The sequence below is a fragment of the Mariniluteicoccus flavus genome (genome assembly GCF_054776655.1).
Map to the genome: position 1 here is coordinate 1 of NZ_BAAHBN010000011.1, position 22,472 is coordinate 22,472.

General features: G+C 70.7%; 21 protein-coding genes. 7 read left to right on the forward strand and 14 right to left on the reverse strand.

Translation table 11 applies throughout. The features are described from left to right. Window positions 1-585: 585 nt before the first annotated feature. Entirely contained in the window at window positions 586-1,164 is a 579-nt protein-coding gene (locus ACYVAG_RS14665; RefSeq protein WP_460770854.1) for a hypothetical protein, read from the reverse strand. 718 nt (window positions 1,165-1,882) lie between these two features. Here ACYVAG_RS14665 and typA point away from each other — a divergent pair. The 5 genes from typA (at window position 1,883) to ACYVAG_RS14690 (ending at window position 8,793) form a co-directional block, all read left to right on the forward strand. Then, a complete protein-coding gene (gene typA, locus ACYVAG_RS14670; RefSeq protein ID WP_460770856.1) occupies window positions 1,883-3,745 on the forward strand; it encodes a translational GTPase TypA in 1,863 nt (620 codons plus the stop codon). Window positions 3,746-3,868: 123 nt separating this feature from the next. After that, complete coding sequence (locus tag ACYVAG_RS14675) at window positions 3,869-4,402, forward strand: hypothetical protein (protein ID WP_460770858.1); 534 nt, start codon at window positions 3,869-3,871, stop codon at window positions 4,400-4,402. A gap of 408 nt (window positions 4,403-4,810) precedes the next feature. Then, window positions 4,811-5,536: a L,D-transpeptidase family protein gene (locus ACYVAG_RS14680; RefSeq protein ID WP_460770860.1), complete on the forward strand. Its 726-nt coding sequence runs from the start codon at window positions 4,811-4,813 to the stop codon at window positions 5,534-5,536. A 157-nt stretch (window positions 5,537-5,693) separates the two neighbouring features. After that, window positions 5,694-7,757: a L,D-transpeptidase family protein gene (locus ACYVAG_RS14685; protein WP_460770862.1), complete on the forward strand. Its 2,064-nt coding sequence runs from the start codon at window positions 5,694-5,696 to the stop codon at window positions 7,755-7,757. A 136-nt stretch (window positions 7,758-7,893) separates the two neighbouring features. Beyond that, window positions 7,894-8,793 carry a hypothetical protein gene (locus tag ACYVAG_RS14690; RefSeq protein WP_460770864.1) on the forward strand — a complete coding sequence of 300 codons (900 nt, stop codon included), beginning with the start codon at window positions 7,894-7,896 and terminating at the stop codon, window positions 8,791-8,793. Window positions 8,794-9,086: 293 nt separating this feature from the next. On the opposite strand, the gene ACYVAG_RS14695 is transcribed toward ACYVAG_RS14690, so the two are convergent. From ACYVAG_RS14695 to ACYVAG_RS14750, 12 genes are all read right to left on the reverse strand, one after another. After that, entirely contained in the window at window positions 9,087-9,842 is a 756-nt protein-coding gene (locus ACYVAG_RS14695; RefSeq protein WP_460770866.1) for a hypothetical protein, read from the reverse strand. A 38-nt stretch (window positions 9,843-9,880) separates the two neighbouring features. Continuing rightward, window positions 9,881-12,532: a glycoside hydrolase family 65 protein gene (locus ACYVAG_RS14700; protein WP_460770867.1), complete on the reverse strand. Its 2,652-nt coding sequence runs from the start codon at window positions 12,530-12,532 to the stop codon at window positions 9,881-9,883. A 51-nt stretch (window positions 12,533-12,583) separates the two neighbouring features. Then, window positions 12,584-13,309: an HAD family hydrolase gene (locus tag ACYVAG_RS14705; protein ID WP_460770869.1), complete on the reverse strand. Its 726-nt coding sequence runs from the start codon at window positions 13,307-13,309 to the stop codon at window positions 12,584-12,586. Between the two features lie 55 nt (window positions 13,310-13,364). Next, complete coding sequence (locus ACYVAG_RS14710; RefSeq protein ID WP_460770871.1) at window positions 13,365-14,039, reverse strand: FMN-binding negative transcriptional regulator; 675 nt, start codon at window positions 14,037-14,039, stop codon at window positions 13,365-13,367. 16 nt (window positions 14,040-14,055) lie between these two features. After that, window positions 14,056-15,042 (reverse strand): asparaginase, encoded by a 987-nt coding sequence (locus ACYVAG_RS14715; RefSeq protein ID WP_460770873.1) that lies wholly within the window; start codon window positions 15,040-15,042, stop codon window positions 14,056-14,058. A gap of 112 nt (window positions 15,043-15,154) precedes the next feature. Beyond that, window positions 15,155-15,760, reverse strand: a complete 606-nt coding sequence (locus ACYVAG_RS14720; RefSeq protein WP_460770875.1) for a response regulator transcription factor — start codon at window positions 15,758-15,760, stop codon at window positions 15,155-15,157. Window positions 15,761-15,762: 2 nt separating this feature from the next. Further along, entirely contained in the window at window positions 15,763-17,004 is a 1,242-nt protein-coding gene (locus ACYVAG_RS14725) for a sensor histidine kinase (RefSeq protein WP_460770876.1), read from the reverse strand. A gap of 7 nt (window positions 17,005-17,011) precedes the next feature. Then, window positions 17,012-17,911 (reverse strand): lysostaphin resistance A-like protein, encoded by a 900-nt coding sequence (locus ACYVAG_RS14730; protein WP_460770878.1) that lies wholly within the window; start codon window positions 17,909-17,911, stop codon window positions 17,012-17,014. A gap of 68 nt (window positions 17,912-17,979) precedes the next feature. Beyond that, window positions 17,980-18,894: a lysostaphin resistance A-like protein gene (locus ACYVAG_RS14735; protein ID WP_460770880.1), complete on the reverse strand. Its 915-nt coding sequence runs from the start codon at window positions 18,892-18,894 to the stop codon at window positions 17,980-17,982. 382 nt (window positions 18,895-19,276) lie between these two features. After that, the gene (gene ygfZ / locus ACYVAG_RS14740; protein WP_460771012.1) at window positions 19,277-20,239 is read right to left on the reverse strand and encodes a CAF17-like 4Fe-4S cluster assembly/insertion protein YgfZ; all 963 of its coding nucleotides are present in this window, start codon (window positions 20,237-20,239) and stop codon (window positions 19,277-19,279) included. Between the two features lie 2 nt (window positions 20,240-20,241). Further along, the gene (locus ACYVAG_RS14745) at window positions 20,242-20,778 is read right to left on the reverse strand and encodes a heme-binding beta-barrel domain-containing protein (RefSeq protein WP_460770882.1); all 537 of its coding nucleotides are present in this window, start codon (window positions 20,776-20,778) and stop codon (window positions 20,242-20,244) included. Then, window positions 20,778-20,951 carry a hypothetical protein gene (locus tag ACYVAG_RS14750; protein WP_460770884.1) on the reverse strand — a complete coding sequence of 58 codons (174 nt, stop codon included), beginning with the start codon at window positions 20,949-20,951 and terminating at the stop codon, window positions 20,778-20,780. The genes ACYVAG_RS14745 and ACYVAG_RS14750 overlap by 1 nt, the downstream gene beginning before the upstream one ends. Before the next feature lie 73 nt (window positions 20,952-21,024). Here ACYVAG_RS14750 and dtd point away from each other — a divergent pair, with 73 nt between their 5' ends. After that, a complete protein-coding gene (dtd, locus tag ACYVAG_RS14755; protein WP_460770886.1) occupies window positions 21,025-21,456 on the forward strand; it encodes a D-aminoacyl-tRNA deacylase in 432 nt (143 codons plus the stop codon). Between the two features lie 84 nt (window positions 21,457-21,540). Here the strand turns inward: dtd and ACYVAG_RS14760 are convergent, their stop codons facing one another. Then, a complete protein-coding gene (locus ACYVAG_RS14760; protein WP_460770888.1) occupies window positions 21,541-21,792 on the reverse strand; it encodes a MoaD/ThiS family protein in 252 nt (83 codons plus the stop codon). 32 nt (window positions 21,793-21,824) lie between these two features. Between ACYVAG_RS14760 and ACYVAG_RS14765 the strand changes: the two genes are divergently transcribed. Next, a complete protein-coding gene (locus ACYVAG_RS14765; protein WP_460770889.1) occupies window positions 21,825-22,469 on the forward strand; it encodes a response regulator transcription factor in 645 nt (214 codons plus the stop codon). Window positions 22,470-22,472 lie beyond the last annotated feature (3 nt).

Here is a 22,472-nt window from a genome sequence, read left to right on the forward strand (position 1 = left end):
ACTGCGTAGCGGGATCATCGGTCCACAACCAGATCGGATACCCCACCGCCACCATGTTCCACTCATTCACACTCGGATCAGGCCCCACCAGCGGCCGCCCCGCCGGAAGCTTCAACTCCGCCACCGCCCGCCGCGCCACCACCACAGGATCAGGAGGCGGAGGCGCAGCAGGAGCGCCACCCGGACCAGGACCAGTCGGGGCCGAGCACCCGGCTCCACTTCCCGCGGCAGCGGTCAACCCACCACAGGACTCACGGGGCAACAAACCCCGCCGCACACGATCCTGATCAATCGGATCCAACGGCGCCGGACGAACAGGCGCATTCCCACCCGCTCCCCCGCCCGGCCTGGAGTTGCTCGAGCCACCGGGATTGTTCTTGGCTGGAAGTTCAGCCACCCACTTCTTCTGCTCATTCTCGCCGGCAGAGACACCGACCCCGCCGCCGGTGGGGGCGGCGACCACCTTCTTTCGCCCTTGGCCGACAACTTCATCGGGGGGAGGTGGCGGGAGGCCTCTCGTCGGGTTGGCCGCGGCTTCCGGACCAACAAGGGCGATGGCGGCCGCTACAAGGACCGCGCCGAGTTTCACGTGCATTTGGAAGCATCCTGTGTGCGGATGTCGACGAGCTTGACGCGACCATTGACCCTTTTCGCGTAGGCGTAGCCCTCAGCCAAAGTCCCAGATGATCGCTTCCCGTCACGCTCGACCAGTGTCACCTCGCGGCGATCTTCGCAGATCAACAGAGTGAGAGTTGGGTCGGAATCCCTACTGGCGTATCCCGGCGCCGACGTCACCCGAGTGACGGAGACCTTGCCCTCGATGCGGAAGCCGCTCTTCTTCTGGTCGCGGAGGAGAGCCATGATCTTCTCCAAATACACGCCCTCAGCCACTTCCTTGAGCTTCGGTGACGGCTCGTCCGCACCCCCCGCCCAGGACAGGCGCTCAAACTCGTCGAACGCGATCTTGTAGGCGGCCTGTGTCTGGCGTACCAACTCTTCCGTCGATGGCGTCGGGCTCGCGGTCGGAGTCGGCGTACTCGAGGTCTGCGTCGGGGTCGGGTTGCCATACGTGATGGAGGGGTCCCGCGTACCCCCGTCGTCCTTCGGGGTGCACGCGCTCGCGAGCAGCAGCGCGGCGGCAAGGCCTACGGCGACGTGACGCACACTTCCTCCAAGATCCCGGGGATTCGACCAGCGGTTCAACCCCCGCCATTCTGGTCGGCGCCCGGGCCGCCATTCGCGACGCGACGGCAAACACTGGGTTAACGAACGGGCTGTGGATAACGCCACGCGAGGGTTCGCGGTGACCGACAGGGTTCGCGGTCACGGAGGCCCTCGAGGGCGAACCCCGAGGTGCAGCGCGCACCCCGCATGCGGGGTGCGCGGTGAACCATGGGGTTCGGGGTGACGATTCCGGGGTTCGCGGTGAACCGCGGGGTTCGGGGTGACGATTCCGGGGTTCGCGGTGGACCGCGGGGTTCGCGGTCGCGACACTTCGACTCGGCCGCAGGCGGCCTCGCTCAGCGAACGCAACCCACTCCTCGACTCGCTCCGCTCGCTCGGAGAACGTGGGCGCGCCGCTCAGCGAACGCAACCCACTCCTCGACTCGCTCCGCTCGCTCGGAGAACGTGGGCGCGCCGCTCGGTGAACGTGAGCTCCTCGTCTCGCTGCGCTCGCTCGGAGAACATGGGCGCGCCGCTCGGAGAACGTGAGCTCCTCGTCTCGCTGCGCTCGCTCGGAGAACGTGGGGGCCCGCTCAGTGAACGGGAGCTCCTCGTCTCGCTCCGCTCGCTCGGAGTGCGTCATTTCGCGCGATTGCGGCGAATCACCGTACTCCCCCTAGAGTTGCTGCGTAATCCACCACAGTCTGGAGAGACCTGCATGCCCATCCGCAATGACCTGCGCAACGTCGCCATCGTGGCCCACGTCGACCACGGCAAGACCACGCTGGTCGATGCCATGCTCTGGCAGTCGGGCGCGTTCCGCGAAGGCTCCGACGTCGACAACCGGGTCATGGACTCGATGGACCTCGAGCGCGAGAAGGGCATCACCATTCTCGCCAAGAACACTGCGGTCCTCCACCGCATGGCCGACGGCAACGACGTCACCATCAACATCATCGACACCCCCGGCCACGCCGACTTCGGCGGTGAGGTCGAGCGCGGCCTCGAGATGGTCGACGGCGTCGCCCTTCTCGTCGACGCGTCCGAGGGCCCGCTGCCCCAGACCCGCTTCGTGCTGCGCAAGGCGCTCCACAAGAAGATGCCGATCATCGTCGTCATCAACAAGGTCGACCGCCCCGACGCCCGCATCGAAGAGGTCGAGGAGGAGGTCTACGAGCTCTTCATGGACCTCATCGACGACGACTCCACCGACGTGCTGAACTTCCCCGTCGTCTACGCCTCCGCCAAGGCCGGCCGCGCGTCGACCAACCGCCCCGAGAACGGCGGCATGCCGGACTCCGAGGACCTCGAGCCGCTGTTCGAGACGATCATGACCCACATCCCGGCCCCCGCGTACGAAGAGGGCGCGACCCTCCAGGCCCACGTGACCAACTTGGACGCGTCGCCCTATCTCGGCCGCCTCGCGCTGTGCCGCATCGTCGCCGGCGAGCTCAAGCGCGGCCAGATGGTCGCGTGGTGCAAGCAGGACGGCACCGTCCAGAACGTGAAGCTGTCCGAGCTCCTCATGACCGAGGCGCTCGAGCGCAAGCCCGCCGACTCCGCAGGCCCCGGCGACATCGTCGCCATCGCCGGCATCCCCGAGATCACCATCGGCGAGACGCTGTCCGATCCGGAGAACCCCAAGCCGCTGCCGCTCATCACCGTCGACGAGCCGTCGATCTCGATGACCATCGGCATCAACACCTCCCCGCTCGCCGGCAAGTCGGGCAAGAACCTCACCGCCCGCCTCGTGAAGGCGCGCCTCGACACCGAGCTCATCGGCAACGTGTCGATCCGCGTCAACCCGACCGAGCGCCCCGACACGTGGGAGGTGCAGGGCCGCGGCGAGCTGCAGCTCGCGATCCTCGTCGAGATGATGCGCCGCGAGTCCTATGAGCTCACCGTCGGCAAGCCCCAGGTCGTCACGAAGGACATCGGCGGCAAGCGCCACGAGCCGTTCGAGCGCCTCACCATCGACATCCCCGACGAGTTCGTCGGCACCGTCACCCAGATGATGGGCACCCGCAAGTCGCGCCTCGAGCAGATGGTGAACCACGGCACGGGCTGGGTGCGCATGGAATACATCGTGCCGGCGCGTGGCCTCATCGGCTTCCGCACCGAGTTCCTCACCGAGACCCGCGGCACCGGCCTCATGCACCACGTGTTCGAGTCGTACGAGCCGTGGGCCGGAGAGCTGCGTACGCGCAACACCGGCGCCCTCGTCTCCGACCGCACCGGCGTGGTCACGTCGTACGCGCTGTTCAACCTGCAGGAGCGCGGCACGATGTTCGTGGGCCCGACCACGGAGGTCTATGAGGGCATGATCGTCGGCGAGAACTCCCGCCCCGACGACATGGACGTCAACCCGACCAAGGAGAAGAAGCTCACCAACGTGCGCTCCTCCACGGGCGACGAGCTCGAGCGCCTGATCCCGCCGAAACTGCTGAACATGGAGCAGGCGCTGGAGTTCTGCCGCGAGGACGAGTGCCTCGAGGTCACGCCGACCCACGTACGCATCCGCAAGGTCCAGCTGCTCGCGAACGACCGGGCGAAGACGCGGAACAAGAACAAGCAGGGCTGACTCCTCGTCTCGCTGGCGCTCGCTCGGAGAACGTGGGGGCACAGGTGACTCCTCGTCTCGCTGGCGCTCGCTCGGAGAACGTGTGGGCGCGCGAATCGCATCGGGAACGTAGGGGGGAATGGCATGAGGCGCGGGATCGTCGTGTTCGCCGTGCTGCTGGCCCTCGTGGTCGGCGGCGCGGCGTTCGTGATCAAGGTCCTGCGGTATCCCATGGTCGACCCGCCCCGGCGTACCGACGCGGTCTATCTGCTCGCCTCCCCCGGCGGCATGCGCGCCGTCGAGCGCGGCATCGACACCATCCCCGCCGACATTCCCGTGGTCCTGTCGGTCACCGCACAACTGCTGGCGATGCCCGACTACCAGCGCGCGTGCGCGCGTACCGATCGCACCGTGATCTGCGTCCATCCCGACCCCGAGACCACCCAGGGCGAGTCGCGCAACCTCGGCCGCCTCGCCGCCGAGCGCGGCTGGCGGTCGGCCACCGTGGTGACCCACACGTCCCACATCAGCCGCACGCGCCTGTTGATGGGGCGCTGCTTCAGCGGCGAGATCCGCATGACGGCGGTGGACACCGAGAACGGGAAGCGGGCGTGGACGTACGCGGGTCTCTACGAGGTCGGGGCGTTCGTGAAGGCGCTGGCGACGCCGGGGTGCTGAGGCTTCGACTCGCTGCGCTCGCTCAGCCAACGTAAGAGAGCGTGCGCTCGCTCAGCCAACGTAAGAGAGCGTGCTGGCGACGCCGGGGTGCTGAGGCTTCGACTCGCTGCGCTCGCTCAGCCAACGTAAGGGAGTGCGCGCTCGCTCAGCCAACGTAAGGGAGTGCGCGCTCGCTCAGCCAACGTAAGGGAGTGCGGGCTCGCTCAGCCAACGTAAGTGGCGCTGCGCTCGCTCAGCCAACGTAGGGAGCGTTACGCCTTCGTTATCACCCCTCTGGAACCTTCCCCTCCCCAGCGAGCTCTGTTCGGGAAAGGATGGTTCGCAAGGATCCGGCCCGAACTTCTTCCCCTTCAGGCCGACGGCTCCGAAACATCCCCCAGGTGTTTTGTCCGTTCGAAGGAGAAGATCATGAAGGCTTCCAAGCGCATCGCCGTCGCCGTCGTCTCGATGGCCGCCCTCACCGGCATCGCGACCACCACCGCGGCCGCGGCTCCCGTGCCCACGGCCTACACGGCGCCGAAGGTCGGCCAGTCCGGCGCCGGCGTCAAGGCGCTCCAGCAGCGCCTGGTGAAGGCCGGGGTCCTGCAGTCGCGCTACACGACCGGCTATTTCGGCTCGCTCACGCGCAACGCGGTGAAGGCGTTCCAGCGCCGCGAGAGGCTGCCGATCACCGGCCGCGTCGACATCCGCACCTGGAACCGGCTCGTCACCACGACCGGCACCATCAACGCCGCCTCGGCCTCCACGTCGAAGCCGGCCGCGAAGGGCCTCGACTCCCGCTGCATGTCCGGCCGCGTCCTCTGCATCAGCAAGCGCGACAACAAGGTCCGCTGGGTCGTCGACGGCTCGGTCCAGATGTCGCTGGACGCCCGATTCGGCAGCTCGCGTACGCCAACCCGCAACGGCACGTTCCGCGTCTATTGGAAGTCGCGCAACCACCACTCGACGCTCTATGGCACGTCGATGCCGTACGCGCTGTTCTTCTCCGGCGGCCAGGCCGTCCACTACTCCCCCGATTTCGCGGCCCGCGGCTACAACGGCGCGTCGCACGGCTGCGTGAACACGCGCGACCGCGCCACCATGCAGGCCCTGTTCACCACGGTCCGCTCCGGCGACAAGGTCGTCGTCTACTGACCTCCGGCGGGCGGCCGGGGGTGAGTTTTCCCATCTCCATCCGCCCGTTGGTCACGATTTCTCCAACCGCCCGTGCGCAACGTACGGTGTGTTCGAGTCTTGTCCGCAAGGCCCGGGGCACCTTCCCACCCCGCACGAAACCGAATGAAGGAACACCATGAAGCCAGTCGTTTCGTCGGCTGTGGGACTGACTGTCGCCGCCCTGGCGCTGTCGATGCCCGGCCTGGCCCAGGCCGCCCCCACCCCGAGCCCCACGGCGACCCCCTCGGTCACCGCCACCCCGAAGGCCACCGCCTCGGCCACCCCGAGCGCGACGCCGACCCCGTCGGCGAAGGCGTCCTCGACGCCCGCCGCGCCCACCGCGTCGGTGAGCCCGTCCGCCACGGCGAACCGCGCTCCCGCCAGCCCGCTGGCCACGCCGGCGATCGCCGCGAAGTACGCGCAGAACGCCTGGCTCGGCGCGCCCATCGGCGGCGAGCAGGCCGTCGCGGGCGGACAGAAGCAGGCGTACGCGGGTGGCACGATCTTCTGGTCGCAGGCGACCGGCGCGTTCATCGTGAAGGGCAAGATCCTCGCGGCCTACGACGCCGCGGGCGGCCCCGCCTCGCCGCTCGGCTTCCCGACCAGCGACGAGTTCACCACGGCCACCGGACCGATCGCGCAGCGCTTCACCAACGCGCTCGCGCTGTCGTCGTCCGCCACCGGCACCCACTTCGTGCAGGGTGCGATCCTCGGTGAATATGCCCGCCTGGGCTGGGAGAACGGCGACCTCGGCCTTCCCACCACGAGCGAATACGTCGGCGCCAACGGCGACCGCATCACCGACTTCCAGCGCGGCCAGATCATCTGGTCGCCGCAGACCGGCGCCCACGCGGTCCATGGCGCGATCCACACCGAGTTCTCGCGCCTCGGCCACGAGACCGGCGTCCTCGGCCGCCCCGTGACGTCGCACTTCATCGGCTCGACCGGCGCTCACGTCGTGAACTTCGAGGGCGGCCAGATCATCTCGTCGCCCAAGACCGGCACCCACGCGGTCTATGGCGCCATCGCCAAGGTGTACGCCGGCCTCGGCTTCGAGGGCGGCGTGCTCGGCAAGCCCATCACGTCGGAGTTCACCGGCGCCGGCGCGCGCGTCGTCAACTTCGAGAACGGCCAGATCATCTGGTCGGCGCAGACCGGTGCCCACGCCGTCTACGGCGCGATCGCCCGCGAGTACGCGGCCCTCGGCTGGGAGGGCGGCCCCCTCGGCCGACCGACCAGCGGCGAGTTCAACGGCGCGACCGGCGCCCGCGTACAGCGCTTCGAGCGCGGCCTGATGATCTGGACGCCGGCCACCGGCGCCCACGGCGTCCACGGCGCGATCCTCGACAAGTACGCGGCCCTCCGCTTCGAGAACGGCGCGCTCGGCGCTCCGCTCACCTCGGAGTTCGGCGGCGCCAACGGCGCCCGCGTGCAGAACTTCGCCAACGGCCAGATCATCTTCACCGGCTCCACCGGCGCGAACAGCGTGCAGGGTGCGATCGCGCAGGAGTACGGCGCGCTGGGTTACGAGGGCGGCCCGCTCGGCGTGCCGACCTCCGACGAGTTCGCCGGCCGCAACGGCGCCCGCGTGAACCGCTTCGCCCACGGCCTGATGGTCTGGACGGGCCGCACGGGTGCCTTCGCGGTGCGCGGCGCGCTGCTGAGCGGCTATGCGGCCAACGGCTACGAGGGCGGCGCCCTCGGCGCCCCGACGACCAATGAGTTCCCGATCGCCGGCGGCTTCGCCCAGGACTTCGAGCACGGCCGCCTGACGTTCGTGAACGGCCGCATGAACATCGTGTGGCCCGGCCCCAACGTCGACGCGCGCTGCCGCACCGGGCGCGTCATGTGCATCAGCAAGGCCGAGCGCAAGCTCCGCTGGATGATCGACGGCCGCGTCATCAAGGAGATGGACGCCCGCTTCGGCGCCGCCGGCACCCCGACGCGCGAGGGCGAGTTCAAGGTGTTCTCGAAGGTCCGCGACGAGGTCTCCTACCTGTACGGCAACACCCCGATGCCCTTCGCCATGTATTTCTCGGGCGGCGAGGCCGTGCACTACTCGTACGACTTCGCGACGTACGGCTATTCGAAGACGGCGTTCGCCTCGCACGGCTGCGTGAACATCCGCGACTGGGACGGCATCCAGTGGCTCTATGACACGCAGGTGAAGCTCGGCGACAAGGTCGTCGTGTATTGGTGATCAGCCCGTTGGACTGACCCGCAGCGCCCCGGCCGGATGGTCGGGGCGCTGTTTGTTTCTGCGGGGGGCGCGATTGGGTTGTGGATAAGTCGGGTCTCCGCGGTTTTCGGGTCGCGGATTCCGCTGGGATTGAGCCATGTTGATTCGCTCATCAGAAGTGGAGGCCCGCGGCCTCACGCGGTCGGAGATGCTGGGGCTCGTACGCCGGGGCGAGGCCAGGCAGGTGAGGCCCGGCGTGTGGTCTCTGGCCGAGGTGTGCTCGCCGGAGGAGCGGCATCGGGAGCTGATGTCCGCGACGGTGCCAGGGTTGCGGGGCGGCGCGGTCGTGAGTCATGCGTCGGCCGCGGTGCTGCACGGGCTGCCGGTGCCGGAGCGGGGGCTCGATCGGGTGCACGTGCTGCGGCCCGGGCGTGGCGGGAAGCGGTCGGGGTTCCTGCACGTGCACCGGGACGTGGTCGACGCGTCGGAGGTGGTGCTGTTCGATGGCATGGCGGTGACGTCGCTGCTGCGTACGGCGGTGGACCTGGCGCGGGCGCTGTCCCCCATGGACGCGCTCGCGGTGGTCGACCGGGGGCTGGCGCTGGGGATCGACCGGGATCAGGCGCTCGAGGAGGTCGCGAGGGCGGCCCGGCGGCCGCACAACGCGCGGGCGCGGGCGGCGTTCGTCCACGGGGACGCGCGGGCGGAGAGCCCCGGCGAGTCGTGGTCGCGGTGGCGGATGATCGAGCTGGGGATCCCGCTGCCGAACCTGCAGGTGAGGCTGTTCGACGATGCGGGGCAGGAGATCGCGCGGCCGGACTTCCTGTGGGAGCGGCAGAAGCTCGTGGGTGAGTTCGACGGTGAGGTCAAATATGGGCGCCTGCTGAAGCCCGGCCAGGACCTCGCCGACGTGATCCGGGCGGAGAAGGACCGGGAAGAGCGGATCCGCCGCCGCGGCTATTGGATGGTCCGGTGGGCGACGCGAGACCTGCATCCGGCCGAGCGGTTCCGCCAGCTGATGGCGGACGTGTGGCCGTCAGATCACCGGGCGGGATGAGGTGCCGAGTGCCGGAGCGGGTTCCAAGTGGCCGGGGAGGGCGACTGGGAACCCGCGTACGCACCCGGGACCCCGCATGGAGGCCGCCAAGTGGCAGCGCGGGTTCCAAGTGGCCGGGGCGGGCGACTCGGAACCCGCGTACGCACCCGGGACCCCGCATGGAGGCCGCCAAGTGGCAGCGCAGGTTCCAAGTGGCCGGGGCGGGCGACTCGGAACCCGCGTACGCACCCGGCACCCTCCCGAAACGCAGCAGCGCCCCGGTCCAACGGGACCGGGGCGCTGCGTACGCGGGTTCAGGCCTTCGGGCCGCGCCTGGTCGGCGCCTTCTTCGCGGCCGGCGGGATCGGGGCCTCGACCGACGGCGCCTTCGCGCCCGGCGCCTTCGCGGCGGACGGCTTGACCACCGACGGCGGCTCGACCGGGGCCTGGGCCACCGGCGGCTTCGCGCCCGGCGCCTTGGCGGCGCGCTTCGGCGCCGCACCGGTGGCCGGTGCCTTCTTCGTGGTCACCTTCGTCGCGCGCCGCGTCGTCGACGCCTTCGGCGCCACCGGCTCGGTCACGTCGGACTGGTCCTCGGCCTCCATCGCCTCGGCCACGGTGTCGACCGCGTCCACGAAGTCGGACTGGGCCTCGTCGGCGGCCGACGACGTCGTCCGCGCGCCGCGGCGGGCGGTGGCGGCGGTGGTGTGGCGGACCTCGTTGATGCGCAGCTCGCCGCGCGCGGCCATCTCCTCGAACGTCAGGTTGAGCTCGGTCAGCAGCGCCTCGAGCTGGGCCTGGACCTGCTCCGGCAGCTCCTTGGCCAGGTGGGGCGCGTCGGCCACGAGCGACTGGGCGCGCTTCGGCAGTTCGCGCGCGAGGCCCGAGGCCTGGGCGATCTGCTCGTTGCGGCGCTCGCGCTTCACGCGGGCGGCGTCCTGCTTCTGCTCGGCGTATTCCTTCAGCCGCTCCGCCAGCACGTCGGTCACCCCGGCGGCGACATAGAGCGCCCTGATGCTGGTCTCCAGGAGAGGCTGCCCCCCGGCGACGTCCTTCTTCTTCTCCGTCATGTTTCCTCCTGATCCAGATCCGTTAGCCCGAAGCCTACTCAGTCCTCCCTCGACCTCGGCACGCTGGCCGTGATGACCTCGCCGGTGTCATTGCGGCCGCCCACCATCGGCGAGCGCCCCACGTCGCCCGTGAGGTCACGCCCCTGGCCGTCGAGCTCCACCGAGACCGGGCGCTCCGGGTCGAGGTCGACCGCGACCCCGCGTACGCCGACCCGCACGCCGGGCCCACGATCCACGTGGAACGTGATCGACGACTCTTCCACGACGACCCGCAGGTGGGTGTCGCGGAGGCGTACGCGGAACACCAGCTGGTCCCAGCCGACGGGCAGGCGCGGGTCGAAGGTGAGGTCGCCGCCGGTGTCGCGCATGCCGCCGAAGCCATAGACCAGCGCCGACCACACGCCGCCGGTCGACGCCACGTGGACGCCGTCGGCGGTGTTGGCGTGGCGGTCGTCGAGGTCGACGAACAGGCCGGCATAGAAATAGCGCAGCGCCATCTCGTGATAGCCGACCTCGGCCGCCATGATCGACTGGACGACCGCCGACAGCGTCGAGTCGCCGGTGGTGATCGGGTCGTAGTATTCGAAGTTCGCCCGCTTCTCCTCGGCGGTGAAGTGGTCGCCCTGCAGGAACATCGCCAGCACGACGTCGGCCTGCTTCAACACCTGGAAGCGATAGAGCACCAGCGGGTGGTAGTGGAGCATCAGCGGCCGCCGGTCGTGCGGCGTGTGCTCGAGGTCCCACACCTCGCGCTCGAGGAAGTGGAGGTCCTGCGGGTGGACACCGAGCCGCTCGTCGAACGGGATCGAGATCGCCTCGGCGCACCGCGCCCACTCCTCCACCTCGCCGTCGCGGAGGTCGAGGCGGCGGACGAGCCGGGCGTACGCGGCGGGGCGGGCGACCTGCAGCTCGCGCACGGTGTCGGCGGCCTTCGCGAGGTTGAACCGCGCCATCACGTTGGTGAACAGGTTGTCGTTCACCACCGTCGTGTATTCGTCCGGCCCCGTCACCGAGTGGATGTGGAACCGGTCGTCGCCGTTGGCGCGCCAGAAGCCGAGGTCGGCCCACATGCGGGCGGTCTCGACGAGGATCTCGATGCCCTCGTGGAGGAGGAAGTCGAGGTCGCCCGTGGCGTCGACATATTTGCCGAGGGCGTACGCGATGTCGGCGTCGATGTGGTACTGCGCCGTGCCGGCGGCGTAGTAGGCCGACGCCTCCTCGCCGTTGATCGTGCGCCACGGGAACAGCGCGCCCAGCTGGGCCATCTCGGTCGCGCGCTTCCGCGCCGCGTCCAGCATCGTGTAGCGGAACCGCAGCGCACACCGCGCCGCCTGCGGGTTCGTGTAGGTCAGGAACGGGAGCACATAGATCTCGGTGTCCCAGAAATAGTGGCCGGAATAGCCCGACCCCGAGACTCCCTTCGCCGCGATGCCGTACGCCTCCGCCCTCGCGCTCGCCTGCGCCACCTGGAACAGGTTCCAGCGGATCGCCTGCTGGAGGTGGGGCTGGCCCGGGACCTCGACGTCGGAGCGCTCCCAGAACGTGTCGAGCCAGTCGCGCTGGTCGTCGTGGACGGCCTCGACGCCCTGCTGGCGGGCGCGGTCGAGCGTACGCCGGCACCGGTCGGACAGCTCGCGCACCGGCACCGAGCGCGACGTGTGGTAGGCCGCGAGCTTCTCGATGTGGATGGGGACGCCCTGCTTCGCCGTGACCTTGAAGACCTGCTTGCCGGAGTCGCCCTCGGCGGACACGGAGTCCTCGTAGGCGTTCTCCGTGCGGATCAGGTGGTCGACGCCGACCGCGAGGGTCATCTTGGAGTCGTGGGTGCGATAGCCGAGCATGATGCGCCCGTCGCCGCACCACTGCGACACCGGGTCCAGCACGCGGCGGTCGACCTTCTCGGTCTTGCGCGGGTCGGTGGTGCCGGGCGACGGCGAGCCGGCGTAGTCGTCCTGGCCGTCCTGGCGGTTGATCACCTGCGAGCTGACGACGACGGGCGCGTCGCCGTCGAGCATCGTGATGTCCATCGTCATCACGGCGAGGTGGCGCTGGGCGAAGCTGACCATGCGGGTGGTGTTGATGAGCACGCGCTTGCCGGCCGACGTCCGCCAGATCACGCGGCGGCGCAGCACGCCGGAGCGGAGGTCGAGCGAGCGCTCGTAGTCGTCGAGGTCCGCCACCGACAGCAGCAGCGGCTCGTCGTCGACATAGACCTTCATGACCTTCGTGTCGGGCACGTTCACGATCGTCTGGCCGACGCGCGCGAAGCCGTACGCCTCCTCCGCGTGGCGGATCGGCCAGGTCTCGTGGAACCCGTTGATGAAGGTGCCGTGGGCGTGGGCGTCGCGGCCCTCCTCGGGATTGCCGCGCATGCCGAGATAGCCGTTCGCCACCGCGAACAGCGTCTCGGTCGTGCCGAGGTCGTCGCTGCTGTGCTCGGTCTCGACCAGGCGCCACTCGTCGAGCGGGAAGCGGCCGCGGTCCAGCGGGTCGGTCGGCGCCGGCGGCGCGTCGCGGGGGCCGGGCTCCTCGGGCTCGTGCTCGGAGAACAGCCACGGGTCCTGGTTGACGCGGCCCTCCGACGGCGCATTGGCGTCGTGGCCGTGGGCGCCCGGCCCCTCGCTGGACTCGGGTGGCTCCGCGGTCGGGTCGTGGAGCGTCGAGGGGCTGATGTCGCTGTCGTGGGTCATGGATGCCTTGGGTCGGATGGTGCAGGTGAGGTGGTCCGGGCGCGGGGCGCGTCAGATCAGCTGGTCGAGGTCGGTGACGACGACGGTCGCGCCGGCCTCGGTGAGGCGGTCGGCGCCGGTGCCGCGGTCGACCCCGACGACGCCCGCGAACCCGCCGGCGGCGCCCGCGCGTACGCCGGACAGGGCGTCCTCGTAGACGACGGCGCGGTCGTGGGCGACGCCGAGCTCGTCGGCGGCGTGCTGGAACGTGTCGGGCCTGGGCTTGCCGGGCAGGCCGAGCTCGGCGGCCTCCTTGCCGGAGACGATGACCTCGATGCGGTCGGCGATGCCGGCCATGTCGAGCACGGCGCGGGCGTTCTTCGAGCTGGAGACCACGGCCGTACGCCACCCCCGCTCGCGCACGTGGTCGAGGTAGGCGAGCGACGTGGCGTACGGGGCGATGCCGTCGCGCTCAAGGACCTCGTTGAAGGCCTGGTCCTTGCGGTTGCCGAGGCCACAGACGGTCTCGGCGTCGTTCGGGTCGGACGGGTCGCCGTGGGGCAGGTCGATGCCGCGGGACTCGAGGAACGACTGGACGCCCTCGTAGCGGGGCTTGCCGTCGACGTGGTCGAAATAGTCGCGGTCGGTGTAGGGGGCTTCGACGCCGCGGGAGGAGAGGAAGGCGTTGAACATCGACGACCAGGCCCGCATGTGGACCTCCGCGGTCGGGGTCAGCACCCCGTCGAGGTCGAACAGGCAGGCGTCGATCTCGGTCCAGTCGATCTGGTCTCGGCTCATGAACTCCACGGTAGCGAAGAAGTTTCGGGCCGGTCAGGTGGCGGGGGCGGGTCGCTCACCGATATTTGAGGCGGGGCGGCGGCCATGTCTTGTCGCGGTTGGCGACGGCGACGGCGTCGGCCGCGCCGTGGTCGCCGAGCGCGCGGAGGCCGGCGACGACGCCGGCGACGTCCTCGGGTGCCTTGTTCTGGGACTGCTTGGCCTTGGCCTCGAGGCGCTCGATGGTGAGTTCGACGCCGACGATGGCGCGGGCCATGCCGGCGATGTAGTCGGCGGGGGCGTCGTCGATCGACCACGGGGTCTCGTTCGGTTGCTCGTGGTGGTCGCTGAGCGCGCGGAGGTGGTCGAGCAGCCACGCGGTGTCGTCGTGGAGGGTGACGCGGCCGTGGACGTGGAGCGTCGTGTAGTTCCAGGTCGGCACGGTGCGCGGGTTGGTCTGCTTGGAGGGATAGAAGTTCGGCGAGATGTAGGCGTCGGTGGTGTGGGCGATCACCAGTGAGGGCGCGGTGGCCAGGCGGAGCGCGTCGGCGTGGGGGTTCTGGCGGGCGAGGTGGCCGCGGAGGACCTGCCGGTGTCCGTCGTCATGGAACAGCAGCGGGAGGAAGGTGGCCTCGATCGCGGAGGTGCCGTCGGGGCCGGTCGCGGGCGTCAGCAGGTCGGCGGCGCCCAGGTCGCCGAGCACGGCGTACGCCTCGTCGAGCGGGAGGTCGAAGCGGTCCGGGATCCACATCGGGTCTGGGTTTCCCTCAGTGGGCGGCGAGCGCGTCGAGGGAGCCCGCGCGCAGCCGGATCTCTCCGACGGGCCGGCCGTGGCCGAGGACGGGGACGGTGCTGAGGCGGGTGAGTTCGGGGTGGTCGAAGCCGAGGGCGCGCAGGGTCTCGGCGACGATGATCGCGCTGCCGCGGGGGGTGCCGTCATCGATCTTGACGGCGATTCCGCGGCCGTCGGGCAGGCCCACGCCGAAGCAGGCCTCGGCGCCGGCCTTGCAGACGAGCCCGTCGACGGCGCGGTGGAGGGCGACCTCGTCGCGGCGGGTGCCCGAGGCGTACTCGGGGTGGGCGCGGTAGGCGTCGGCGACGCGTCGCTCGTCGGTGCCCTCTCCGGCGGCGGCGATGCGGCCGAACGAGCGCGCCAGTCCGGCGAGCGAGACCGCGAACAGCGGAGCACCGCAGCCGTCGGTGGTGGGCGCGGCGGCCTCTTCGCCGGCGAGGTCGGCGATGGCGTCGCGGATGGCCCGCTGCAGCGGGTGGTCGGGGTCGCGGTAGTCGTCGGTCGACCAGCCCGCGCGGACGCAGGTCCGCAGCATCGCGGCGTGCTTGCCGGAGCAGTTCATCGTGATCGACTCGCGCTGGTGGCCGGCGGCGATCCACTCGACGCGCGCGGTCTCGTCGATCGGCCAGTCGGGCGGGGTCTGCAGAGCGTCGAGGGTCAGGCCGGTGCCCGACAGGATCTCGACGACGCCCTCGCGGTGGATCTCCTCGCCCGAATGGGACGCGGCGGCGAGCGCGAGCAGGCGGCCGTCGAGGTCGAGGCCGCTGCGGAGCATGCCGACGGCCTGCATGGGTTTGGCGCAGGAGCGGGGATACATGGGGGCGTCGACGGCGCCGATCGCGTGCTGGATCGACCCGTCGGGCGCGGTCACGACGATGCGGGCGCGGTGGACCGACTCGACGAAGCCCTCGCGGACGACGTCGAGGACGATGGGATCGGCTGCGAAGGGATCGGTGGTCACGGAGCGAGCGTAGCGAGTGTCACGGATCGTCCACTCGATGGCCCAGGGCGGCCGATCTGGCCCGCTGGGGCGATCGAGTGGACGTTTCGTGACAACCCCGGGTCGACCGCGGTCAGATCCAGCCGCGCTCGCGGGCCTTCCGCGCCGCCTCGTGGCGGTTGGCGGCGCCGAGCTTGGTCGTAGCGACGGAGAGGTAGTTGCGGACGGTGCCCGGCGACAGGCTCGCGCGGCGGGCGATGTCCTCGATCGGGTCACCCTCCGCAGCGAGCGCCAGGACGTCGGCCTCGCGCGGCGACAGCGGCGAGTCGCCCGCGCCGATGGCCTCGGCGGCGAGCTCGGGGTCGACATAGCGGCCGCCGGCGGCGACGTCGCGGACGACCTTGGCGAGGACGCTCGCCGACACGGTCTTCGGCAGGAAACCCTTCACGCCCGCGGCGAGCGCGGTCTTCAGATAGCCGGGACGGCCGTGGGACGTCACGATGATGCAGCGACAGTCGGGCAACTCGTCAGCCAGCAGGCGCGCGGTCTCGATGCCGTCGGGCGCCGGCATCTGGAGGTCGAGCACGGCGACGTCGGGACGGTGCTTCCGCGCGGCCGCGAGCGCCTCGGAGCCGGACGCGGCGCGAGCCACGACGTCGAGGTCGTCCTCGAGCGCGAGCAGCCCCGCGAGCGCGTCGCGGATCAGGTTCTCGTCATCGGCCAGCAGGACTTTGATCATGGTCACTCCCCTGTCGTGGTGGACATGGTCGGGTTCGCGGCGGTGCTGGGGTCTGCCCCGGGCGCGTGGGCCGGCACGGTCGCCACGAGCGTGAACCAGCCGCCGTCGTGGGTCACCTCGAGCGTGCCGCCCAGGGGGGCGAGGCGGTCGCGCATCGAGGCGACGCCGGTGCGTGAGCCCGACGTGCCGGTCAGGTCGGCGCCGTCGTTGGCGACCATGAGCGTCGTGGCCTCGTGGTCGACCGCGACCGAGACCGACGCCTGGCTCGCCGCGCTGTGGCGCAGGACGTTGGTGACGGCCTCGCGGACGACCCAGGCGAGGACGTCGGAGGCGGCGGGCGGGACTGCTGCGGCGTTGCCGGCGACGGTGGTGGCGATGCCGGCGGAGGCGAGCAGGGCCCTGGCGCCGGCCAGCTCCTGGGCCAGCCCGACGGCCGACTCGCCGCGCACGACCGTGCGTACCTCCTTGCCGGCGGAGTCGGCGATCGCGCGGATCTCGGTCAGCTCGGCCGCGGCCTCGGCCGACCGCTCGCGGCGGACGAGCTCGGCGGCGAGCTCGGACTTCACAGCGATGGTGGCGAGCGTGCGACCGAAGACGTCGTGGAGGTCGCGGGAGATGCGGAGTCGCTCGTCGGCGACGGCGAGGCGGGCCTGGGCCTCCTGGGCGTCCTGGAGCTGGAACAGGACCTTGAGCATCCAGACCAGCGACCAGGCGGTGATGACGAAGAACGCGGCCATGCCGGCGATCACCAGCATGTAGCCGACCCGATAGCCCCACGGCATGGGGATGGCCAGGCCGAGCGCGACGCCGAGGACCGCCAGTCCGGCGGCCGAGGCCAGGGCGGTGCGCAGCGACATCAGCGGCGTGACCATGCACAGCGAGACGACGACGACGGCGGGCACGATGATGGGCCACGGCGTACGCGGGGACGTCCAGGGCAGGAAGCAGAGAACGGTCACCGCCCCGGTGGCGACCCAGGCGCCCAGCAGGCGCCTCGGCAGGGAGCCCGGCGTACGGAGGTGGGTGAAGGCCCAGCTGCCGACGAACACGTCGAGGACGACGTGGACGAGGCCGACACCGACCCCCGCCCAGACCAGCCAGGCCAGCTCATAGCTGACCATCGTGATGGTCTGGACGAGGTAGGTGGCCTCGAGGAGGGCGAAGGCATACAGCGACCAGCGGACGTAGGTCTCGAACCGCCGGGCATTGCGGGCGGTGGCGGTCTCGGGCGATCCGGTGGTCATGGGGTCCTTATCGGAGGGTGGTGGCCTCGCGCCGGTGCAGGAGCCAGGCGATGACGCAGAAGGCGACGTTCACGGCGATCGTGATGGCGAGGGCGGGGTGGGAGGGCCCGGCGACATCGGGGTTGAAGCCGCGCAGGCAGTTCACGAGGAAGGTCAGGGTGTTGTTGACCGCGTGGAGGGCGATGGCCAACTCGAGGCCGCGGGTGAGGCGGGTGACGAAGAGGGCACCCAGACCGAAGGTGAGATAGAAGGCGATCAACAGGGGGTCGGACGCGCCGTGCAGCGCGGTGAACGCGAGCGTCGACACCACGGCGCCGACGACCAGGCCGACGCGGGGCGATCCCCAGCCGCCGAGGGAGGTGAAGATCCCGCCGCGGAAGGTGTATTCCTCGCCGGCGGCCTGCAGCGGTGAGGTGAGGATGGTCACGACCATGAAGACCATCAGCATGGGCGTGATGACGCCGTTGCCGACCTTGGGCCCGAACACGATCCAGAGGGCGTTGGACGCGAGATAGAGCGGGATGACCCAGAGGAGGGCGCGGCCGATGCGGGGCCAGCGCAGGCCGCCGTCGAGGGAGCTGATCCGGCCCTGCGGCAGGCCGTGGACCAGGCGCATGATCAGCGGGGACAGGAAGATCATCGCGCCCCAGGACAGGTTGATCGCGGCGAAGGTGGCGGGGTTCATCGCGCCGGTGAAGCCGGCGGCCCGGCCGAGCGGGCCCGCGGCGACCGTGAACACGGTCGTCAGGATCGCCCAGACGGCCAGGATCAGGACGGTCGAGAAGAGGCCCTTCCACCACGGGGAGTGGGCGGTCTGGCGGCCGTAGCCGTGGTCGGCGTGGTCCACGTGGGCTTCGGTCGCGTGGGCGTGGGGGGCGGTCGAGCCGGGGGCATCGCCGTGGGTCATGGGTCCATCATGACGTGCGTCGCCCGCCGCGCGCAGTTTCGGCGCGGCGGACGCATACGCGGGGGTAGTCATCGGGTGGCGCGCTCGCGGCGCGTGAGCAGCCAGGTGATGAGGCAGGCGATCGCCATGGCGGCGATGGGGAGCAACACGAACGGACCGCCCTTGCCGGCCGAGCGGTCGAACATGGTGTTGGGGTCCACGCCCATGACGACGCTCGAGGCGAAGGAGATGACGTTGTTGAACACGTGGATGGCGGTGGAGACCTCCAGGCCGTCGGTGAGGCGGGTGATGATCCAGCAGCCGAAGCCGAACGCGGTGTAGTAGACCGCGAGCCACGGGTCGGTGGCGCCGTGGGCGGCGCCGAAGACGAGCGACGAGACGACCGCGCCGATGATCATGGCGGAGCGCTGCGTACGACCCCAGGAGGCGGCCGACACGTTGACGGCGCCGCGGAAGGCGAACTCCTCGCCGGCGGCCTGGAGTGGGGTGGTGAGCAGCACGACGCCGAAGATCGCGAGGAGCGCGGGGGTGATGACGCCGTTGCCCATGGACGGCCCGACGAGGGCGAGGACGACGGTGGACGCGAGATAGAGGGGGACGACCCAGATCAGCGCCTTCGCCATGCGGCCCCAACGGAAGCCGCCGCGGATGGAGCCGATCGCACCGCGCGGGACGCCGTGGACCAGGCGCATGATGAGGGGCGCGAGCACGATCATGGCGCCCCAGGCGAGGTTCAGGCCGGCGAGGGTGGCGGCGTTGACGGTGCCCTGGAGGCCGAGGAGGTTGCCGACGATGCCGGCGGGGATCATGAAGGCGATGCTGGCGACGACGTACGCGACGGCGATCGCCACGATGGACAGGACCCCCTTCCACCACGGGGATCGCCGGGCCTGAAGGCCGTAGGCGGCCGGGGTGTCGACGGGGCTCACCGTTGGCGGCGGCATCGGTGCGACGGAGGTCTGGGGCATGGGGTGCGTGGTCATGCCTCCACTCTGGGGCCCAGAATGGCGGCAGAGCGGTGCGTACGGTCACGGGTTGGGGTGAGGCCGTCCCGGGGCGCCGGTGACATCTGTCATGGGACGTGGGCGGGGCTGGGTTCCCTTCGGCACGGGCGTCGCCCTCGGCTCGGGCTCGGGCTTCGCCCTCGCCGCAACTTGTGCACACGACTGCACGAGTTGGGTCGACACGCCGAGGCAAAACGCGCAACTCGCCCACACGTGTGCACAAGTTGGGTTCCCGGCGGAGCCGGGACGGGCGGGTACGCGGGGCCGGGACGGGCGGGGTACGCGGAGCCGGGACGGGCGGGGTACGCGGAGCCGGGACGAGCGGGGTACGCGGAGCCGGGACGGGACCGTACGCGGGGCCTCAGCGCAGGCGCGTACGCACGTGCAGGCCGATCTCCGGGTCGACGATCGGCTCCTGCGACGCCGCCACGCCGTCGACCACCAGCGTCGCCTCGACCGGCACGTTGCGCTTCACCAGCGCCAACGCGATCGGGCCGAGCTCGTGGTGGCGCGCCGACGACCCGACCACACCGCATTCTTTGTCCCCGTTGAGAACCGGCGAGCCCACGGCCGGCAGGTGGTCGACCGAGCCGTCGAGGTGCAGGAGCGTCAGCCGCCGCGGCGGCCGCCCCAGCGTGTGGACGCGCGCGACCGTCTCCTGGCCGCGATAACACCCCTTGTCGAGGTGCACCGCCGCCCCGGGAACGCCCAGCTCGTTGGGGATCGTGCGGTGGTCGGTGTCGACGAACACGCGCGGGACACCCGCGGCGATGCGCAGCGCCTCGTACGCCCACATGCCGGCGAGTTCCTTGCCCGCAAGGAAATCGTCGAGGTGGTCCCGCGGGACGAACGACTCGTGGCCGCCCAGCGAATCGGCGGCCGCGCGGGTGATGCGCGGGCCCTCGGGCGCCGGGCCGGGCTGCCAGACCACGGCGAGCAGCGGCGTACGCAACGCCACCTCCACCCGCCGCATGAACACCATCTTCTCCAACCAGGCCACGAGATCCGCCCCGTGACCGGGTTCGGTGTGGACCCAGGTGACCTCGCCGTCGTCGACGAGGTTTAGCACGTGCTCGATGTGGCCCTGCGGCGACAGGACGTACGCCGTCGTCCCCTCCCCCGGCGCCAACCCCTCCAGGTGTTGCGAGGTCAGGGAATGCAACCAGGGCAGGCGATCCGGGCCGCTGATCGACAGCACGTCGCGGTGGCCCAGCACCACCGCGCCCTCGCCGCGCTCGAGCAGGCGCTGCTCGGCGACGGGGTTGCCGAAGTGCCAGACGGCGCCCGCGTCGGGACCCGCCTCGAGCTCGACCGCAGCGCCCATGGTCAGCGCCGTTCCAGCTCGCCGGTCAGCCACGGGCCGAGCGGCACGTCCTGGTCGGCGCGGTCGAACGCGAACATCAGCTTGCCCTGCACATAGCCGAACAGGCGATGGCCGGCCGTATGGGTGCCCTGCGACACCACGGCGTCGGTGGTGATCTCGATCTTCGTCGCCAGCTCCGTGCCGGGCGTCGACTTCAGGCCCGTCACTGTGCCGTGCCACTTCTGGGCCACGCCGGTCGGATTGGTCACGACCACCATCAGCTCGTTCCCCTCGCCCGGGATGAAGAAGCCGGACTCCATCGAGACCGGGTCCCCCGGCGCACCGTCGTCGTCGACGAACGTCTGCAGCAGGTAGTGCAGATAGGGCTCGCCGTTGTGGGAGAAGTCGACCTGCTCGAGCACGCGCTGGTCCTTCTCGTTCGGCCACTGCGTCTGGCCGAAGCCCTCCCAGTGGCCGACGAGCCAGCCGAGCCCGTTCAGCGCGGGGTGGAGGCCCTCGGGGAACGTGTAGTCGAGGTTGCTGCCGGTCTCTGCGTCCATCAGTCGTCCTGTCCTTCGGCCCGGGTCGCCCCGGGAGCGGCGGTCTCGGCGGCGCGCGGGCGGCCCGCGCGGCGCAGTTCGCGCACCACGGTGACCAGGCCCAACAGGGCCACGATCACCGCGGCGGCGATCAGGACGCCGGTCCAGACGTCCTGCGAGGCAAGAGTGATCACCGTTCCACTCTAGGGGCGATCACCCCGGGTGCAACCACGGCGTACGCAAGGATGTTCCCGCTAGCCTGCGGGCATGCGAGTCGTCGTGCAGCGCGCCACAGAGGCCTCCGTCACCGTCGCCGGCGAGGTCGTCGGCCGCCTCCCCTCCCCCGGGCTCGTCGTGCTGGTGGGCGTGACCCACGGCGACACCGCGGAGATCGCGGCCCGGCTGGCCGAGAAGGTCTGGAACCAGCGCATCCTCGCCGACGAGCGCTCGGCCTCCGACACCGGCGCGCCCCTGCTCGTCGTCTCGCAGTTCACCCTGTACGCCGACACCCGCAAGGGCCGGCGTCCCTCGTGGAGCGCGGCCGCACCCGGGCCCGTGAGCGAGCCACTCGTCGAGGCCTTCGTGGCGTCGCTGCGCACCCTCGGGGCCCACGTCGAAACGGGACGGTTCGGGGCGGACATGCAGGTCGCGCTGGTCAACGACGGACCCGTGACCCTGGTGATGGAGATCGAGGGGTGAGCGTGACTTTTCGCTCATCAGTGGCCATCTCGAGGCCGCCACGGGCATCGAGATCGTCACTGATGAGCGAAGAGTCGCAGTCTCTCAGCCCCCCGCGAACGGCGGCAGCACCTCGACCGAGACCGGTCCGGTCAGCGGCGCCTCGAGCGCCTCGCCCCGCGTCGCGCGCCCGTCCACCAGGATCGACGACACCGCCAGGACCCCGTCGAGCCGTCCCTCGTGGGCCGTCCGCGCACTGGTCAGCGCCGCGGCCACACTCGGCGCCGCGATAGTTTCTCCGTCGACGCCGGCAGCCGCAGCGGCCCCGGCCCAATAGCGGATCGACACGTCAACCATGGCGCGATCCTAGTCGCAGCGGGAGGTGCGGTATGGCGGTCGTGCTGCTGCTGACCCCCGACCCCGGCCAGTCCGCCGCGGTGCTCCCCTCGCTCGCCCTGCTCTCCCACCAGGTCAGGGTCGCCCGCGCCGAGTCGGCGAGCCTGCTGAACGCCGACCCCGACGTCGTGCTCATCGACGCCCGCACCGACCTCGTCGGCGCCCGCTCGCTGTGTCGCACGCTGGCGGCGGCCCAGATCGAGGTGCCGCTGATGCTCGTCGTGACCGACGCCGGTCTCCCGGCCCTGTCCCCGGACTGGGCGCCCCGCGAGTTCGTGCTGAGCCACGCGGGCCCCGCCGAGGTCGAGGCTCGCCTGCGGCTGACCACCCACGCCTCGACCACCACAGTCGAGCCCCTGTCGAGCCGCGGCGTCGAGATCGACGAGGAGGCGTACGCGGCCAAGGTCGACGGCCGCCTGCTCGACCTGACCTACACCGAGTTCGAGCTGTTGAAGTTCTTCGTGCGCCACCCCGGCAAGGTGTTCTCCCGCGAGCAGCTGCTGTCGGACGTGTGGGGCTATGACTACTACGGCGGCACGCGCACCGTCGACGTGCACGTACGCCGGCTCCGTGCGAAGCTCGGCGAGTCGGACGGCCTGATCTCGACCGTCCGCAACGTGGGCTATCGGTTCGGCTGAGGC

Excerpts from the sequence above, each read along its gene's own strand:
- ACYVAG_RS14690 (WP_460770864.1), top strand. The coding sequence starts at position 7,894 with ATGTTGATTCGCTCATCAGAAGTGGAGGCCCGCGGCCTCACGCGGTCG.
- ACYVAG_RS14680 (WP_460770860.1), top strand. The coding sequence starts at position 4,811 with ATGAAGGCTTCCAAGCGCATCGCCGTCGCCGTCGTCTCGATGGCCGCC.
- ACYVAG_RS14745 (WP_460770882.1), bottom strand. The coding sequence starts at position 20,778 with ATGGACGCAGAGACCGGCAGCAACCTCGACTACACGTTCCCCGAGGGC.
- ACYVAG_RS14725 (WP_460770876.1), bottom strand. The coding sequence starts at position 17,004 with ATGACCACCGGATCGCCCGAGACCGCCACCGCCCGCAATGCCCGGCGG.
- ACYVAG_RS14735 (WP_460770880.1), bottom strand. The coding sequence starts at position 18,894 with ATGACCACGCACCCCATGCCCCAGACCTCCGTCGCACCGATGCCGCCG.
- ACYVAG_RS14760 (WP_460770888.1), bottom strand. The coding sequence starts at position 21,792 with ATGGTTGACGTGTCGATCCGCTATTGGGCCGGGGCCGCTGCGGCTGCC.
- ACYVAG_RS14675 (WP_460770858.1), top strand. The coding sequence starts at position 3,869 with ATGAGGCGCGGGATCGTCGTGTTCGCCGTGCTGCTGGCCCTCGTGGTC.
- ygfZ (WP_460771012.1), bottom strand. The coding sequence starts at position 20,239 with ATGGGCGCTGCGGTCGAGCTCGAGGCGGGTCCCGACGCGGGCGCCGTC.
- ACYVAG_RS14700 (WP_460770867.1), bottom strand. The coding sequence starts at position 12,532 with ATGACCCACGACAGCGACATCAGCCCCTCGACGCTCCACGACCCGACC.
- ACYVAG_RS14695 (WP_460770866.1), bottom strand. The coding sequence starts at position 9,842 with ATGACGGAGAAGAAGAAGGACGTCGCCGGGGGGCAGCCTCTCCTGGAG.
- typA (WP_460770856.1), top strand. The coding sequence starts at position 1,883 with ATGCCCATCCGCAATGACCTGCGCAACGTCGCCATCGTGGCCCACGTC.
- ACYVAG_RS14720 (WP_460770875.1), bottom strand. The coding sequence starts at position 15,760 with ATGATCAAAGTCCTGCTGGCCGATGACGAGAACCTGATCCGCGACGCG.
- ACYVAG_RS14710 (WP_460770871.1), bottom strand. The coding sequence starts at position 14,039 with ATGTGGATCCCGGACCGCTTCGACCTCCCGCTCGACGAGGCGTACGCC.
- dtd (WP_460770886.1), top strand. The coding sequence starts at position 21,025 with ATGCGAGTCGTCGTGCAGCGCGCCACAGAGGCCTCCGTCACCGTCGCC.
- ACYVAG_RS14705 (WP_460770869.1), bottom strand. The coding sequence starts at position 13,309 with ATGAGCCGAGACCAGATCGACTGGACCGAGATCGACGCCTGCCTGTTC.
- ACYVAG_RS14730 (WP_460770878.1), bottom strand. The coding sequence starts at position 17,911 with ATGACCCACGGCGATGCCCCCGGCTCGACCGCCCCCCACGCCCACGCG.
- ACYVAG_RS14765 (WP_460770889.1), top strand. The coding sequence starts at position 21,825 with ATGGCGGTCGTGCTGCTGCTGACCCCCGACCCCGGCCAGTCCGCCGCG.
- ACYVAG_RS14685 (WP_460770862.1), top strand. The coding sequence starts at position 5,694 with ATGAAGCCAGTCGTTTCGTCGGCTGTGGGACTGACTGTCGCCGCCCTG.